This is a genomic window from Ruegeria sp. CF3 (assembly GCF_056537365.1).
On sequence record NZ_JBQFRK010000001.1, the window covers coordinates 42,593 to 58,507 of the forward strand.

Consider the following 15,915-nt stretch of genomic DNA (forward strand, 5'->3'; position numbering starts at 1 on the left):
TGGTATCGGATGCAAGGTGCGGAGGAACAGGTTGAAATGCAATCCCCTAAAAGTGGATCATCCACCGGATTGCAACGCGGCGCGTGCTGAATCCTGTAACCAAGCGGTCATTTGCCGATAGGGAACCGGGCCATAGCTGATCCGGGCCACGCCGAGTTTCGCCAGCGTCGGCGTGTCAGGCGTGCCGGGCAGGGCAATGATGTTGACCGGCAAGTCGGTGGCCGCGCAAAGCTGGCCAATCATGGATTCGTCTTTCAGGCCCGGTGCGAAGAACCCGCTGGCTCCGGCATCGGCGTAGGCTGCCGCGCGGGCCATGGCGTCATCCAGCATCGCTTGATCATGCGTGTCCGGAGCGGCTTTGAGGAAGATGTCAGTGCGGGCGTTGATGAAGGCGGGAACACCGGCCACGTCACAGCTTTCGCGCATCGCAGCGACACGCGCTGCCTGTGTTTCGATGTCATAAAGATCTTTAGTTCCAACGACCTGATCTTCGAAGTTAAAGCCGATTACTCCGGTTTCCAGCGCGCGTTTGACATTGGCCGATATGCCAAAAGTATCCTCGGCATAAGCGCCTTCGAGGTCCATGGTGACCGGTATATCAACCGCCTCGACAATGCGGCGAGCGTTGTCTAACGCCAACTCAAACGGGATGTTCTGGCCGTCCGAAAACCCCTGCGCCATCGCGACCGGAGCACTGCCAGTCGCCAGCGCTTTGGCCCCTGCATCGCGTACAGCGACGGCGCTGCCGGGGTCCCAAATGTTATAGAGGATGACCGGATCACCCTTCTTGTGCAGGGCGGCAAATGTTTCTGCTTGGGTAATCTGATCGGTCATGGCCGGTCTCCTGTCGCTGCTATGGCGGCAGTTAACCGTGCAAACCGCCGGCGCGTAAAGATATTTCGCGCCGACTGGTACAAATCTGTTATCGGCCCGTGATCAGACCAGACGCGAGGTGTCTTTCGCGGCGCGCACGAATTCGCGGAACAGGGGGTGCGGGTCGAAGGGTTTGGATTTCAGTTCCGGGTGATACTGAACACCAATAAACCATGGGTGATCCGACCATTCGACGATTTCCGGCAGGCGACCATCCGGGGACATGCCCGAGAAATTCAGGCCTGCCTTTTCCAGTTTGTCGCGGTACTTGATGTCGACCTCGTAGCGGTGACGGTGGCGTTCCTCAATCTGGGTGCCGCCATAGACTTCCGCGACCTTCGAGCCTTCGGCCAGAACCGCATTATAGGCGCCCAAACGCATGGTGCCGCCCTTGTCGTCTCCGACTTTGCGTTCGACCTTGTGGTTGCCCTGCACCCATTCTTTCAGGTGGTAAACAACGGGTTCAAAACGCTTTTTGCCAGCCTCGTGGTCGAATTCCTCGGACCCGGCTTCGGTGATTCCCGCCGCGTTGCGTGCGGCTTCGATCACGGCCATCTGCATGCCCAGACAGATGCCCAGATAGGGCACTTTGTGTTCACGCGCATATTGAGCGGCCTTGATCTTGCCTTCTGTCCCACGCTCGCCAAAGCCGCCGGGGACCAGGATGGCGTGGAAGCCTTCCAGATGAGGTGCGGCGTCTTCGTTGTCAAACACCTCGGCATCGACCCACTCGATCTTGACGCGGACGCGGTTGGCCATGCCGCCATGGGTCAGGGCCTCGGCAATTGACTTGTAGGCATCTTCAAGCTGGGTGTATTTGCCGACGATGGCTACTTTCACTTCGCCTTCGGCGTTGTGGATGCGGTCGCTGACGTCTTCCCATTTGGCCAGATCGGGCTTGGGGGCCGGGCTGATCTGGAATGCGTCCAGAACCGCCTGATCCAGACCTTCACGGTGATAGGCCAGCGGGGCGTCGTAGATGGTGCTGAGGTCTTGTGCGGCAATCACGCTGTCAGGGCGGACATTGCAGAAAAGGGCCAGCTTTTCGCGTTCTTTGGTTGGAATCGGTCCCTCGGACCGGCAGACCAGAATGTCGGGGGCTAGACCGATCGAGCGCAACTCTTTCACCGAATGCTGGGTCGGCTTGGTTTTCAACTCGCCCGAGGCTTTGATATAGGGCAGCAACGTCAGGTGCATGAAGATACACTGACCGCGCGGCTTGTCCTGACTGAACTGGCGGATCGCTTCAAAGAAGGGCAGGCCCTCAATATCACCTACGGTGCCGCCGATTTCACAGAGCATGAAATCAACTTCATCCTCGCCAATCGCGATGAAATCCTTGATCTCATTGGTGACGTGCGGGATCACCTGAATGGTCTTGCCGAGGTAATCTCCACGGCGTTCTTTCTCCAGCACGTTGGAATAAATCCGCCCCGAGCTGACCGAGTCGGTCTTGCGTGCCGCCACACCGGTGAAGCGTTCGTAGTGGCCAAGGTCCAGATCGGTTTCAGCGCCGTCATCGGTGACGAATACTTCGCCGTGTTCGAAGGGCGACATGGTGCCCGGATCGACGTTTAGATAGGGGTCCAGCTTGCGCAGACGCACCGAATATCCGCGGGCCTGCAACAGCGATCCCAACGCCGCCGAAGCCAGTCCTTTGCCCAAGGACGAAACCACACCACCAGTGATGAAAATAAAACGCGCCATGTTTTTCGGCTGCTCCCGTGAGACGTCATTATTAGCTGCCCGGCGGTTCGAAAAAACCGCTGCATCACGGGACTTCACGTATAAAGGATTCGCGCACATAGCGCAAGAGAACCGCAAGATGCTGTTGCAGTTCCCTTATGGCTTTCTAGGTTTTGTGGCTTAGTCGGCCGCCTGCGGGATCAGCGGAGCATTGTCGCCTTGCGCCGGCGGCAACAATTCATCTGCCGATGGGACTGCCGGAGCGCTTTCCTCAGCCGGGGCCGGGGCAGGCACGCCCAAACGGTCAATCACCGAGCTGCCAGAAGATTTCTGGGCCGCCAGAATCGTCAGCGTGATCGAGGTGACGATAAAGCACGCGGCCAGGATCCATGTCAGCTTGCCCAACGCCGTTGCTGCCGCGCGGCCCGTCATGGCCCCGCCGCCACCGCCACCCATCCCAAGGCCGCCGCCTTCGGAACGTTGCATCAGCACAACGACAATCAGGCCCAAGGCCAGAAGAAGGTGGATGATGAGAACGACGTTTTCCATGGTGGTCCTGTACAGCGTGGCGTGTATCGCGTGGTACTTATGCAAGTTTGCCAGCGGGGGCAAGTCACGAGTTGGCATCACGTGCGGTGATGTTTCATATCACACCAAAGAGACTGGACAGAGCGCTGTTCTGTCGCGCAGGCTGCGCCTCATGCCACATGATGATCACGACCACCCGCACGCCCTGTTGCCTCCCGAACCCGCGCTGCGCGTCAAAGCGCTTGAGACGATTCTGACCCGCAAGGGTCTGATTGATCCTGCAGCGCTGGATGAAATCATCGATACTTATCAGAACAAGATAGGTCCACAGAACGGCGCGCATGTTGTTGCCAAGGCTTGGAGTGATCCCGATTTCAGAGCCGCGCTGCTGGCAGACGCCACATCAGTCGTGGCGGATCTGGGCTATTACGGTCGTCAGGGTGAGCATATGGTGGTCGTCGAGAACACGCCTGAACAGCACAACATGGTCGTCTGCACCTTGTGCAGCTGTTACCCGTGGCCGCTGCTAGGAATTCCACCGGGCTGGTACAAATCTGACGCTTACCGCGCCCGCGCCGTGCGAGAGCCGCGCAAGGTCCTGTCTGAGTTTGGCGTTACCTTGCCCGAAGGCACTTCGGTTCGCGTCTGGGATTCGACGGCCGAAATTCGTTACCTCGTCCTGCCGATGCGCCCAGAGAGCACAGAAGGATTGAACGCGGATGAACTGGCCGCGCTGGTCACCCGCGACAGCATGATCGGCACTGGGCTACCCAAGGTGCCGTCATGACGCGCGTACATGATATGGGAGGGCGCTTTGGTGATGGTCCGGTGAACCCGGAACCCGAAGACGCGCCGGTGTTTGCCGAAGACTGGCACGGTCGGGCGCTGGCGGTAACGCTCGCTGCGGGGTTTCTGGGGCAATGGAATATCGATGTCTCACGCCACGCGCGGGAAAGGTTGTCTCCTACGGACTACGCGCGGTTTTCTTACTATGAGAAATGGATGTCCGGTCTGGCTGATCTTCTGGTCGAAAAGGGTGTCCTGACGCTTGATGATTTGCGCGGTGTTGACGGGGATGGTGTTCATCCTCTGACTGAGCGTACCCTGAAGGCTGACGCCGTCGCAGGCGCTTTGGCCAAAGGTGGACCCGCAGATCGCCCGTCGAACGTCGAAGTTCGGTTTCAGGCTGGACAGGCCGTCCGAACCTTGGGCCAGAGCGCCAATCGACTGGTTGATGGCGGCCACACCCGGTTGCCGATCTATGCCGCGGGTGCAACGGGTCGCATCCTCAGGCTGCATGGCACTCATGTCCTGCCGGATTCCAACGCCCATGGGTTGGGTGAAGCCCCCGAGCCGCTATATGCGGTCGTGTTTCCCGCCTCAGAACTTTGGGCAAACCCTGAGCACCCGGCGGATGAAGTCGTGCTGGACCTCTGGCAGTCTTATTTGGAGCCCGCATGAGCGATTGTATCACTCACTCAGCCCCCGAGCCGATTTTTGCCGAGCCCTGGCACGCGCAGGTTTTTGCGGTCACAGTGGCCTTGAACGAAGCGGGCCGGTTTGATTGGCCGGACTGGGCGGAACGGTTTTCCAATACTTTGAAACGGAACGGCCTCAAAAAAGATCTGGATGGTGGGGACGATTACTTTCACGCTTGGTTAGAGACCTTGGAGGCGCTGCTGGCTGAGCAGGGGGAAGCGCCCACTGATGATGTCCAGGATCTTCGCAATGCATGGGAAGAGGCTTACCTGACAACACCCCACGGTCATCCCGTACAATTGCGCTAAAAGCAGAGGGGGCGCTGCCCCCGCCGCCCGTCCGGGCGACTCCCCCGAGGTACTTTTGGCCAGATGAAGCAGGGGATCCGCTCTTCATCTGGCCAAAAACACCTCCGCCGGAGGCATCGCGCGCAGCACGATTTGTATCTGCGGCGAAATATCGGTTTCCCTGCCGTCTGTGCCCGGCTATATGAGCCGGGTTTGAATATTCAGCGCAAAAGGACCGGATATGGCCAACGTGGTTGTTGTCGGCGCCCAGTGGGGCGACGAAGGAAAAGGCAAGATCGTCGACTGGCTCAGTGAGCGAGCGGATGTGATCGCGCGTTTTCAGGGTGGACATAATGCCGGGCACACGCTGGTCATTGAGGGTGAGGTTTACAAACTGCATGCGCTACCTTCGGGCGTCGTACGCGGTGGAAAGCTGAGCGTGATCGGCAATGGGGTCGTTTTGGACCCTTGGCACCTGATCAAAGAGATCGGTACGATCCGCGCGCAGGGTGTCGATATCACGCCCGAGACGCTGATGATTGCCGAGAACACCCCGCTGATCCTACCGTTCCATGGCGAGCTGGATCGTGCGCGCGAAAGCCAGAATTCGGTAGCCAAGATCGGGACGACCGGTCGCGGGATCGGTCCGTGTTATGAGGACAAGGTCGGGCGGCGTGTAATCCGGGTGGCTGATCTGGCTGATGATGCGACGTTGGCGCTGCGGGTCGATCGGGCCTTGGTCCATCACAATGCGCTGCGCAATGGGCTGGGGTTGGAACCTATTGATCGTGACGCGTTGATTGCGCAGTTGAAAGAGATCGCGCCGCAGATTTTGCCTTTCGCAGCACCGGTGTGGAAGGTGCTGAACGAGAAGCGCAAGGCAGGCAAGCGAATCCTGTTCGAAGGCGCACAGGGTGCGCTGCTGGATATCGATTTCGGGACCTATCCATTTGTGACATCGTCGAATGTGATTGCGGGCCAGGCCTCGACAGGCGTTGGGATTGGGCCGGGTTCGATCGACTTCGTTTTGGGCATCGTCAAGGCGTACACGACCCGCGTGGGTGAGGGGCCTTTCCCAACCGAATTAGACGACGAAGATGGCCAACGCCTGGGCGAACGGGGGCATGAGTTCGGCACCACGACGGGGCGCAAACGCCGTTGTGGTTGGTTCGATGCCTGTCTGGTACGTCAAACCTGCGCGACCAGCGGCGTGAACGGCATCTCCCTGACCAAGCTGGATGTGTTGGACGGGTTCGAGACGCTGAAAATTTGTGTCGGGTATGAGCTGGATGGCGATCGTCTGGACTATCTGCCGACCGCCGCGGACCAGCAAGCACGTTGCACGCCGATTTACGAAGAGATGCCGGGCTGGAGCGAATCCACCGAAGGCGCGCGCAGTTGGGCAGACTTGCCTGCGAACGCGATCAAATACGTGCGCCGCGTCGAGGAATTGATCGAATGTCCGGTCGCCCTTTTGTCCACCAGCCCGGAGCGGGAGGACACCATTCTGGTGACCGACCCGTTTGCAGATTGATGAGCAGCAACGACAAACCCGGCCTCAGCTATAAGGCACGTCGGCGGTGGTCATTGGTGCTGCTGCTGATCGGGCTCCCCATCTATATCGTTGCGGTTGTGACAATCGTGAACTGGTTGGATCGCCCGCCGGTCTGGCTGGAACTTCTGGTATATGTCGCGCTTGGCATTGTCTGGGCGTTGCCGTTCAAATTTGTCTTCCGCGGGGTGGGCAAAGAGGACCCGGATCAAGATCAAAGCTAAGCCGCCCGATTGTCTTGGTGTCTTCTGCGTGGCACGATGTTTGCGACTTTCTTTCGCGGCAACCAGAGGCAGATAGGGCATGAAAAACCGGGTATTAGCGGCGGTTACCACAACATGTATCGCGAGCAGCGCTCAGGCCGATGATTGGCGCTATACCATTGCGCCTTATTTCTGGGGGCCGGAATTCAGAACCTCACTGGACGTGGGACCAAACCCGCCGGTGAACGGGGATACCTCGATCTTCGACATTCTGAAGGGCGCGTTCCTGATCGCTGGCCAGGCCCGAAATGGGCGTTGGACCATTGGTGGTGAATTCAATTATCTCAATTTGGGTGACGATGTCTCGGTCGGTCGGTTTGACGATGCAGCCAGTTGGAATCTTGAGGGCACGATGGTCTCACTGGCGGCCAGCTATGCGGTCTATCAGGATGATCGGTCACGGTTGGAAGCGTTGGCCGGGCTGCGCCATTGGGACCTGGATGTTTCGACCACCGTGCTGGATCGCACCTTCAGCACAGATCAAAGCTGGACCGACCCGTTGATCGGCGCACGCTATAACTACGCGCTGAATGACCGCTGGAGCCTCACAGCGATGGGCAATATCGGCGGCTTCGGTTATGGCTCGGAATTCCAGTGGGAAGCGCTGGTGCAGGCTAGTTGGAAGTGGCGTGAGAATATCAACGTTGCGGGCGGGTATCGCCATCTGGATGTTGAGTTTGAAGACGGGCGCGATGTGATTGATCTGATCCTGACCGGCCCTTACGTGGCGCTGGCGTTCAACTTCTGAACTTGATTGGCTTTTTGGCTGCCAGCCACGGAACGAAAAAGGGCCAGAGTTTCCTCTGGCCCAATTTTGTCTCGAGGGGGTATCGGGGAATCTTGGAGTCAGCCAGCGGCACGCTCGTCGTCGTTCGGGCGGAACCCGATTTGGGTTGAGGCGGCGAAACGGCCACCTCCGGCCTTTTCGATCTTGCCGTCCCGCAGCAACTGACCGAATGAGCGCAAGCTTTCTTCGCGGTTGAACGAGTCCTGCTTGAGCGAGCGAACTTTGTTCATCAGCTGTGGACGCGAGAACTGTTCCTGACCTTCGATGAAGGACAAATAAGCCGCGGCAGCTTCCAGCAGGTCGAGTAGTGATTGGGCACCCTGTTCTTGCGCAAAGGCGGCAAAACCACCTTCTTCATCTGCAGATTCCTCGTCCGCAGAGGTGACACGGCGCGGTGTCACCGGGCCGGTGTCAGCCGTTTCGGTATCCACCCGCTGTTCAGCCACCAGCTTCAATGGTGCGGCAGCATCCGGGGTGGGGCGTTCACTGGTGACCTCGATCTCGGGTCGGCGTGGATTGACGACCGAGGCCAGATCACCGCGATAATCATCCTCGGGTGTCTGAGATTTGTCTGCGCCATCTTCGCGGTCTGCTTCGGTTGCAGCAACGGCAGTGCGCAGGTGAGAATATGTTTCGCGCTGGCCGCTGGTGGCAGGATCATCCATATGGGCGCCCGCTTCGTCCATCAGGCGCGAGACGTCCTGATCCAGACCCGTCATATCGGGCAGCTCAGCCGTCGTGTTTGCCGCCAGCTCGGATTCTACCAGCGCCATTTCGTCAAGCAGCAGCGCCTCATCCTCGGCCGAGATGACGCCATGGGCGAGGCCGGTAAGATCCGGTGTTGTTTCATCTTCGTCGGTGTTGTCCTGGTCATTCAGGATGTTTGAGGGGCCTTCGTCTTCAGTTTCAGATTCGTCGTCGAGGTCCGAGAACAATACGTCCTTGTCCGTGACATCGGCTGCCGGCTGTTCGGGCGCTTCGTCCTCGTCTTCAAGTTCGGTAGTGATCGCCGGTGAGATGATCGGGGCTGGTTCGACTTCGTCCTGCTCGTTGGTGGCAGGTGCGATAGGTTCTTCGTCCTGAACGGGCAGCTCAGCGATGGTTGCCATTTGCTCAGGTTCAGCAGGCTGTTCGACCTTCGGGGCCGTTGCCGGAGCGTCGTCCGCGGCCGTGTCTTCCAGATCGGTCGGGCTCAGCGCGCCGGACTCAAAAGCGGCAGAAATTGCATCGACCTTTGGCTTCACGGGCTGCAGATAGCTGACGTCTTCGTCTTCAGAGTATCCGGCAGGGGCAGCATCGGAATGCGAAACAACAGCCCGGATTCGCTGCAGCTTGGCTGCGATGCTGTCAGCGGCGGGAGCATCTTCGGATTGCGGAGCAGACTGAGCAGGGGGAACAACATCCGCGACAGGCTGAACAGGTTCAGGTGCTGTGGCTGGCGCAATTGCAGCGGGGGTCGGTGCTGCAACCGGGGCGGTTTCCGTTGCGCGCAGCAACAGGCCGGTCTCGTTCTGGCTGGCTTCAACCTTCTGTGCGGCGTCCCGCTGTGCGATCCGGGTCAGCATCTCGGCGTCAGGCTGAGGAGGTTCCGATCCGAAGTATCGGTCATCCGCTGCAAGGTCCCGGAAATACTCGGCGATCGCCTTCATTGTTTCAAATGAATCGTCAAAGCCTTCGAGGGTGCACGAGAAGGTGCCGTATGAAACGGTGAGTACCTTGTTGTTCTGTACCATCAGACGCATGTCCTTTACAAACTACCAGGTCGATTACCAGACACAGCAGGGGCAACCGACTCGAAACTCTAGCCATGAAGCTATCATTTTGTGGTTTCATTATGTCCAAAACTGGAAATTATGGTCAATCTTGTGGAAAATGGGGCAATTGTTCGCTCTGGCGGGCCAATCGGGCTGTTTGGTGGGGGCGAAATCTATTCAGAGGATGTGAATCTGGTGCTAAATCGCGTCAATTCTGCCGTTGCGGCGGATGGCGGTGCGGCTGCGTTGATTGATTCGGGACGGATGCCGGACGCAGTGATCGGCGATTTGGACTCGATTACGGCAGAATATCTGGCCCGGATTCCCAAGGATCGGTTGTTCCAGATATCCGAGCAGAACAGCACCGATTTTGACAAGGCGCTGCGCAATATGGACGCGCCTGTGGTGCTGGCAGCAGGATTTCTGGGCGCGCGGGTGGATCATCAGTTGGTGGCGTTCAATACTCTGGTTCGGTTGCAGGATCGGCCTTGTGTCCTGTTGGGCGCACGAGAAATTGTCTTTCATGCGCCACCCAGGATCAGTCTGGAGCTCACAGCAGGAGACACGGTTTCATTGTTTCCGCTGCGGCGGGTGACCGGGCGCAGCGAGGGGCTGGAATGGCCGATTGATGATCTGGTGCTAGAACCGGACGGGCAGGTCGGAACCTCTAACCGAGCGCTAGGAGCGCTAACGCTTGAGGTCAATGGACCCGGGTTGCTGACGATCCTGCCGCGCGCGGCGTTGGATCAGGTCATGCAGGCGTTTCAGTCGGGCCGGACCGAGCGTTGGCCCGCTCGTGCAGGATAACGTAGAGCCCGGCCGCGATGGTGATGCCGATGCCTAGCGCGGCCAGCCCGTTTGGCAGATCGTGGAAGATCAGCCAGCCGATCAGGGTGGCGACCGGAATCTCTAGATATTGCATCGGGGCCAGAGTCGCAGACGGCGCATAGCGCAGAGACCATGTCATCAGCAGATGCGCCACGGTGCCCAGCACACCGATCCCCAGCAGCAGCCAGAGCGTCTCGGCCGTGGGCATGGTCAGGGACATTGCTGGCAGGCCGATCTGGGAACCCAGCAGGACAATCGGAAGCAAAAAGACGGTAGCCATGGCCCCCGATACCGCCTGCAGTGCAACCGGGTCTGTTTCCTTGGCGATCTGCCGCGTAACCAACATGAACAGGGCGAAGACCACCGCAACGATCAGGGGCAGCAAGGCGGGCGCGCCCACTTGTGCAAAGCTGGGTTGGATGACCAGCAAGGTGCCGATGAATCCCACGACACAGGCGACCAGACGTCGGGGGCCGACCTGTTCGCCCAGTACGTATTTGCCCAAAAGCAGCATGATGAAGGGCATTACAAAGGCGATGGCCACGGTATCGGCCAGCGGCATATATTGCAGCGCTGTGAACATCGCTGCGATCCCAATGATGTGCAGAAGGGTGCGGATCATCGTCAGGCGCAAAACGCGCGGCGTCATCTTCCATGGCTTGCCGGTCATCGCGATCAGTGGGATCAAGATCATCGCCTGAACAGCAAACCGCACCAGTACCAGCAGTCCCAAAGCTGTGGTTTCACCCAACAGCTTTGCCATCCCGTCACCCAGCGGTGCGAGCACGCAAAAACCGAGCATCAATATGATGCCGAGAACGGGACGATCCTGAGTCATGTGCGCGACGCTAGCGCTTTAGCGGCACAGGGGGAAGCTCTGATCTCAGGTGTCGGGCAGGGGTTGGACTTTGGTGTAATCCGGGCCGATGCAGGTGGGCAGGCCGTCACCAAGCTGCAGCCAGCTAAGCTTTTCCTCGTGCGCGACATGCAAGGTTGGGCTGAGTGCTTCGGGTTTTTCCAGCGTCGCCACATAGAGGTGCATCACATCCGACATCACCGTGGACCGGAAGGATATCGGCGTGCCGCAATGGGGGCAGAAACTGCGCTCGACTCCGGGTGAGGAATTGAAGCGTTTCGGCTGCTCACCGGTCCAGCGCCAATTGCCGTCGCGCACGCCGAAATAGGTGGTCATCGGAGCGGCGCATTGGCGACGGCAGCTGTCGCAATGGCAGGTGACACAGGACAGAACCGGAGGGTCAACCTCGTATCCAATCTTGCCGCACAGGCAATGTCCGTGCATGTCACCCCACTTGTTCTTGCTGTCAGATCAGCAGTTCGGCACGTTGACGGCCAACCCGCCCAAAGATGTTTCCTTGTATTTCTCGTGCATATCCTCGCCGGTCTGACGCATCGTTTCAATGGCTGCGTCCAATGGCATAAAGTGCTTGCCGTCGCCGCGAAGCGCCAGCGATGCGGCTGAGACGGCCTTGATCGCACCCAGGCCGTTGCGCTCGATACAAGGCACCTGCACAAGACCCGCAACCGGATCGCAGGTCATGCCAAGGTGATGTTCCAACGCGATCTCGGCGGCGTTCTCAACCTGCTCAGGCGTACCGCCCATCACGGCGCACATGCCTGCCGCAGCCATGGCTGACGCGCTGCCAACCTCGGCCTGACAGCCCGCTTCAGCGCCCGAGATCGAAGCGTTGAACTTGACCAGACCACCGATGGCGGCGGCGGTCAGCAGGAAATCCTCGATATGGCTTTCGGACGCGCCGGGCACGTGATCGAGGTAATAGCGCAGAACTGATGGCAGCACGCCTGCCGCGCCATTTGTGGGGGCGGTGACAACTTGCCCACCGGCTGCGTTTTCCTCGTTCACGGCCATGGCGTAGACGCTCATCCAGTCGTTGATCGTATGCGGGGCATTCAGGTTCATGCCGCGTTCCGCCAGCAGGGCATCGTGAATGCCTTTGGCGCGGCGGCGCACGCTGAGACCACCGGGCAGGATGCCATCCGTTTTTAGCCCACGCTCGATGCAGTCATTCATGACCTGCCAAAGACGCGCGGTGCCTTTGGCAAAGCTATCCGCGCAACCGCGCGCGATCTCATTTTCGCGCTTCATCTGAGCGATGCTTTTACCGTTGTCTTTGGCCATTTGCAGCATTTCGGCGGCGGATTTGAACGGGAAGGGCACAGGCGCACCTTCGTCAGTTGCCTTGCCTTCGGCCAATTCCTCTTCCGTAAGAACAAATCCTCCACCGATGGAGTAGTAGACCTGACGCAGGATGACATCGCCTTGTGCGTCAGTGGCCATCAGGATCATACCATTGGCATGACCGGGCAGATTGTTGTCGTAGTCGAAGATCAGATCGGCTTTGGGATCAAAGCTCAGCGTCGGCAGGCCTTCGGGTGTCACCGTATGGGATTCTGCGATAGCTGCCAGTGTGGCTTCGGCCTTGTCGTTGTCATAGGTGTCAGGCACAAACCCGGCGAGGCCCAGAATGGTAGCGCGGTCGGTGGCGTGGCCGACGCCGGTAAAGGCCAGCGAGCCGTGCAACGAGCCGCGCAGGCCCGAAAACTCGAACGGTGAGGCGCGCATCAGGTCAAGGAATCGTGCGGCGGCCACCATCGGACCCATGGTGTGGGAAGAAGATGGGCCGATGCCCACCTTGAACATATCGAAGACAGAGAGAAACATATCAGGTAGCTGAGCCTTCTGGAGGGTTGGCGTAGGTCGGCGAGGTGAAGGGAGTGACCCCCAGCCCCTCGGCGGCAATAGCTGCGCGGGTCGACGGGTTTGATTCTAGCTGCATCAGGATTTTTTGCAGATAAGGCGTGTCGGCGAGTTGATACCAGCTGCGGTCCGCCTTAGCGGGATAAAGCGCCATCCAGCGCATCATGCAGGCGACATATATCGTCAGGACTGAAGGGTGATCAGCACTGAACCAGTCGGGCGCTTTTTGGGCTTGAGCATCCAGCAGATTCAGGTGCTGCCGCAGCCGCGGGTGGATGCCGGAGCGTAGTGTATCGGCTTGATCTGCCGCGATGTATTTTTCGGCATAGAACAGGATTCGCAGATCGGCATGCAGGGTATTCGAGGCGAAGAACAGCCACTTCAGGAATGCCGCCCGATCAGGGCTGACCTGTGTCGGGGCTAATTGCCCATGCGTATCAGCCAGCCACAGCAGGATTGCGGCGGTCTCGAAGATCGGACCCTGGGGCGTCTCCAGCACCGGGATCAGCCCGTTCGGATTCAACGCCCGATACGCCGCACTATTCTGTGCATCACGGGCGCGATCGACCAGTATGGTCTCATAGGGTAGGCCCATCTCTTCCAGCGCCAGTCGGATCACCAGCGAGGCGTTGTCGGGGGCGTAGTGCAGGCGGTATGGCGATTCCATGGCGACTATCTAGGGGGTCTGGCGATCACAATAGAGGCTGATTGCGACGTTTCCTATCGGAAACGCGTATTTCAGCGACATGTTAGCACAGGTATGAAGTGTTTTGCCTCTCGCAGTTGCGCGGGGCATTCCGTATAAGTCTGGCAGTATTCTTGGGGGAAGCTGCCATGACCAGAGACTTGTCGCCCATCGACAAAGCGAAATACGTTGCTGCCTGTCGCGCCGCCGATCTTGTTCAGGACGGGATGCGTGTGGGATTGGGGACAGGCTCGACCGCCGCATGGTTTGTGCGCCGCCTGGGTGAACGGGTGCGCGATGGAGGGTTGAAAATCAAGGGCGTTCCGACGTCGACCGCGACGGCGCAATTGGCGCGGGAAGAAGGGATCGAGGTCGTCTCGCTGGATCAGGCCGGCTGGTTGGACCTGACAATCGACGGCGCGGATGAGTTTGATGGCGAGTTCAACCTGATCAAGGGCGGTGGTGCTGCGCTGTTGCAGGAAAAGATTGTGGCCACAGCCAGCGATCAGATGGTGGTGATCGCGGATGCAGGCAAAGAGGTTGAGACGCTGGGCGCATTCCCTCTGCCGATTGAGGTGATCCCGTTCGGCTGGCAGACCACCCGCACCCTGATTGAAGAGGCGCTGGACACAATGGATGTGCTGGGCACCTCGGTCACTTTGCGCATGAACGGTGAGGCACCCAAGGTTACGGATGAGGGCAATCACATTCTGGACCTGCATCTCAAGCGGATCGGCAATGCCCGCCAACTGGCACTGGTGATGAATCAGATCCCGGGTGTGGTCGAAAATGGGCTGTTCATTGATATTTGCGACAAGGTTGTCATTGGTTATGGCGATGGCCGGGTCGAATTGCGTGATATCAATGAGGGTACAGTCCTGACCGATATGCTGGGTGACGGTGGGGACAACCTGTTTTCCGATCTGGCGGACTAAAGATCAGGCAAGTAGCGCGATAAACTGCAGAAGAAAAATCACTATTTCCCGCGCCAGGGGTTGGCAGTTCAGGATTTGCGCCCAGATATCCAGTGAATTTTGGCCACGCGGAATAAAAGGAACTCGTACATGAGCTTTGACTATGATCTGTTCGTCATCGGAGGCGGCTCGGGCGGAGTTCGCGCGGCACGGGTGGCGGCGGGTGAAAACGGCGCCAAGGTGGCTCTGGCGGAAGAGGATCGTTACGGCGGAACCTGCGTGATCCGTGGCTGTGTACCCAAGAAGCTGATGGTTTTCGCTAGCGAGTTCGCGGATACGGTTGGGGACGCGCAGGCTTATGGCTGGGACATGCAGCCGGGTGCGTTCAACTGGAACACTTTCAAAGTTAAGCTGCACGCAGAGCTCGATCGGTTGGAAGGTATCTACCGCAATATCCTGAAGAACAATGGTGTCGAAAGTTTCGACCAGCGTGCCCATGTCGTTGATCCACATACGGTTGAACTGGCTGATGGTACCCGGAAGACGGCCAAGCATATTCTTGTCGCAACGGGCGGTCGTCCGGTTGTACCCGAGTTCCCCGGATCCGATCTTGCGATCACCTCGAATGAGATTTTCCACCTGGAGGAACTGCCCGAATCCATGCTGATCGTTGGCGGTGGCTATATCGCCTGTGAATTTGCCGGGATCATGAATGGGATGGGGGTCAAAACGACTCAGTTCTATCGCGGGGCGCAGATTCTGCGGGGCTTTGATGATGAGGCGCGCGGGCTGATCAGTGAAGAGATGTGCCAGAACGGGATCGATCTGCATCTGGGTACCAACGTGCTTGAGATGAAAAAGCAAGGCGACAAAATCTGGGTGAAGGCCACAAATGGCTCCGAGCAGCTGTTCGACGTTGTGATGTATGCCACGGGTCGCGCGCCGAATGCGGATGATCTGGGGCTTGAGGCTTTGGGCGTCGCGCGCGGTCGCAAGGGTGAGATCATCGTGGATGAGTACAGCCAGACAGGCGTGCCCTCGATATTTGCCATTGGTGATGTAACCGATCGGGTGAACCTGACCCCTGTGGCGATCCGCGAAGGCATGGCCTTTGTCGAGACCGTCTTTAAAGGCAACCCAACGCCCGTTGATCACGAACTGATCCCGACCGCCATCTTTACCCAGCCGGAAATGGGTACTGTGGGCCTCAGCGAGGAAGCGGCTGCGGAACAGGAACCGATTGAGGTTTATGCGACCTCATTCAAGCCCATGCAGAAGGCGTTTGCAGGAGGCACACAGCGCGTGCTGATGAAGCTGATCGTGTCGCAAGAGACTCGGAAAATACTCGGCTGTCACATCGTTGCGCCGGGCGCGGGTGAGATGATCCAACTTGCCGGAATTGCCGTAAAGATGGGTGCCACCAAAGAAGATTTCGACCGTACGGTTGCAGTTCATCCGGTGATGGCCGAAGAACTGGTGACAATGCGGCAACCTGTGCGCACGGCTTGATTTGCAAGCGCGCGCACACACGTTACAAGGGAA

Annotated in this window: 17 protein-coding genes; 9 read left to right on the plus strand and 8 right to left on the minus strand. The window is 58.7% G+C overall.

Annotated features, from left to right (window positions below):
• Positions 1-57: 57 nt before the first annotated feature.
• From ACR0KC_RS00270 to secG, 3 genes are all read right to left on the minus strand, one after another.
• The gene (locus ACR0KC_RS00270; protein WP_170393586.1) at positions 58-834 is read right to left on the minus strand and encodes an isocitrate lyase/PEP mutase family protein; all 777 of its coding nucleotides are present in this window, start codon (positions 832-834) and stop codon (positions 58-60) included.
• A 102-nt stretch (positions 835-936) separates the two neighbouring features.
• Positions 937-2,580, minus strand: coding sequence for a CTP synthase (locus ACR0KC_RS00275; protein ID WP_170421030.1), 1,644 nt, complete (start codon positions 2,578-2,580; stop codon positions 937-939).
• A 159-nt stretch (positions 2,581-2,739) separates the two neighbouring features.
• Entirely contained in the window at positions 2,740-3,108 is a 369-nt protein-coding gene (secG, locus tag ACR0KC_RS00280) for a preprotein translocase subunit SecG (RefSeq protein ID WP_010439184.1), read from the minus strand.
• 151 nt (positions 3,109-3,259) lie between these two features.
• Here secG and nthA point away from each other — a divergent pair, with 151 nt between their 5' ends.
• The 6 genes from nthA (at position 3,260) to ACR0KC_RS00310 (ending at position 7,416) form a co-directional block, all read left to right on the plus strand.
• The gene (gene nthA, locus ACR0KC_RS00285; RefSeq protein ID WP_170404906.1) at positions 3,260-3,874 is read left to right on the plus strand and encodes a nitrile hydratase subunit alpha; all 615 of its coding nucleotides are present in this window, start codon (positions 3,260-3,262) and stop codon (positions 3,872-3,874) included.
• Positions 3,871-4,548 carry a nitrile hydratase subunit beta gene (gene nthB / locus ACR0KC_RS00290; RefSeq protein ID WP_170596043.1) on the plus strand — a complete coding sequence of 226 codons (678 nt, stop codon included), beginning with the start codon at positions 3,871-3,873 and terminating at the stop codon, positions 4,546-4,548. Before nthA ends, nthB begins: the two co-directional genes overlap by 4 nt.
• Positions 4,545-4,874, plus strand: coding sequence for a nitrile hydratase accessory protein (locus ACR0KC_RS00295; RefSeq protein ID WP_170510675.1), 330 nt, complete (start codon positions 4,545-4,547; stop codon positions 4,872-4,874). The genes nthB and ACR0KC_RS00295 overlap by 4 nt, the downstream gene beginning before the upstream one ends.
• Positions 4,875-5,094: 220 nt before the next feature.
• Positions 5,095-6,387 carry an adenylosuccinate synthase gene (locus ACR0KC_RS00300; RefSeq protein WP_170393577.1) on the plus strand — a complete coding sequence of 431 codons (1,293 nt, stop codon included), beginning with the start codon at positions 5,095-5,097 and terminating at the stop codon, positions 6,385-6,387.
• The gene (locus ACR0KC_RS00305) at positions 6,387-6,629 is read left to right on the plus strand and encodes a DUF2842 domain-containing protein (protein ID WP_170511086.1); all 243 of its coding nucleotides are present in this window, start codon (positions 6,387-6,389) and stop codon (positions 6,627-6,629) included. Before ACR0KC_RS00300 ends, ACR0KC_RS00305 begins: the two co-directional genes overlap by 1 nt.
• 79 nt (positions 6,630-6,708) lie before the next feature.
• Positions 6,709-7,416, plus strand: a complete 708-nt coding sequence (locus tag ACR0KC_RS00310) for a porin family protein (protein ID WP_480771345.1) — start codon at positions 6,709-6,711, stop codon at positions 7,414-7,416.
• 98 nt (positions 7,417-7,514) lie between these two features.
• Here ACR0KC_RS00310 and ACR0KC_RS00315 read toward each other — a convergent pair whose 3' ends face one another.
• The gene (locus ACR0KC_RS00315) at positions 7,515-9,188 is read right to left on the minus strand and encodes a hypothetical protein (RefSeq protein WP_480704464.1); all 1,674 of its coding nucleotides are present in this window, start codon (positions 9,186-9,188) and stop codon (positions 7,515-7,517) included.
• A 120-nt stretch (positions 9,189-9,308) separates the two neighbouring features.
• On the opposite strand from ACR0KC_RS00315, the gene ACR0KC_RS00320 reads away from it, so the two are divergent.
• Complete coding sequence (locus ACR0KC_RS00320; RefSeq protein WP_480704466.1) at positions 9,309-10,016, plus strand: thiamine diphosphokinase; 708 nt, start codon at positions 9,309-9,311, stop codon at positions 10,014-10,016.
• Here the strand turns inward: ACR0KC_RS00320 and ACR0KC_RS00325 are convergent.
• Genes ACR0KC_RS00325 through ACR0KC_RS00340 form a run of 4 tightly spaced genes read right to left on the minus strand, consistent with a single transcriptional unit; the run spans position 9,961 to position 13,441 of the window.
• Positions 9,961-10,875 (minus strand): DMT family transporter, encoded by a 915-nt coding sequence (locus ACR0KC_RS00325; protein WP_170563387.1) that lies wholly within the window; start codon positions 10,873-10,875, stop codon positions 9,961-9,963. The genes ACR0KC_RS00320 and ACR0KC_RS00325 overlap by 56 nt on opposite strands.
• Positions 10,876-10,920: 45 nt before the next feature.
• On the minus strand, positions 10,921-11,337 hold the full coding sequence (locus tag ACR0KC_RS00330; protein WP_480704468.1) for a GFA family protein: 417 nt from the start codon (positions 11,335-11,337) through the stop codon (positions 10,921-10,923).
• 27 nt (positions 11,338-11,364) lie between these two features.
• Positions 11,365-12,738 carry an L-serine ammonia-lyase gene (locus ACR0KC_RS00335; RefSeq protein ID WP_170393564.1) on the minus strand — a complete coding sequence of 458 codons (1,374 nt, stop codon included), beginning with the start codon at positions 12,736-12,738 and terminating at the stop codon, positions 11,365-11,367.
• A 1-nt stretch (position 12,739) separates the two neighbouring features.
• Positions 12,740-13,441 carry a glutathione S-transferase family protein gene (locus tag ACR0KC_RS00340; RefSeq protein WP_170393562.1) on the minus strand — a complete coding sequence of 234 codons (702 nt, stop codon included), beginning with the start codon at positions 13,439-13,441 and terminating at the stop codon, positions 12,740-12,742.
• Between the two features lie 167 nt (positions 13,442-13,608).
• On the opposite strand from ACR0KC_RS00340, the gene rpiA reads away from it, so the two are divergent.
• Together rpiA and gor are read left to right on the plus strand one after the other, a co-directional pair.
• Entirely contained in the window at positions 13,609-14,394 is a 786-nt protein-coding gene (gene rpiA / locus ACR0KC_RS00345) for a ribose-5-phosphate isomerase RpiA (protein WP_480771347.1), read from the plus strand.
• A gap of 129 nt (positions 14,395-14,523) precedes the next feature.
• The gene (gor, locus tag ACR0KC_RS00350; RefSeq protein ID WP_170393558.1) at positions 14,524-15,882 is read left to right on the plus strand and encodes a glutathione-disulfide reductase; all 1,359 of its coding nucleotides are present in this window, start codon (positions 14,524-14,526) and stop codon (positions 15,880-15,882) included.
• Positions 15,883-15,915 lie beyond the last annotated feature (33 nt).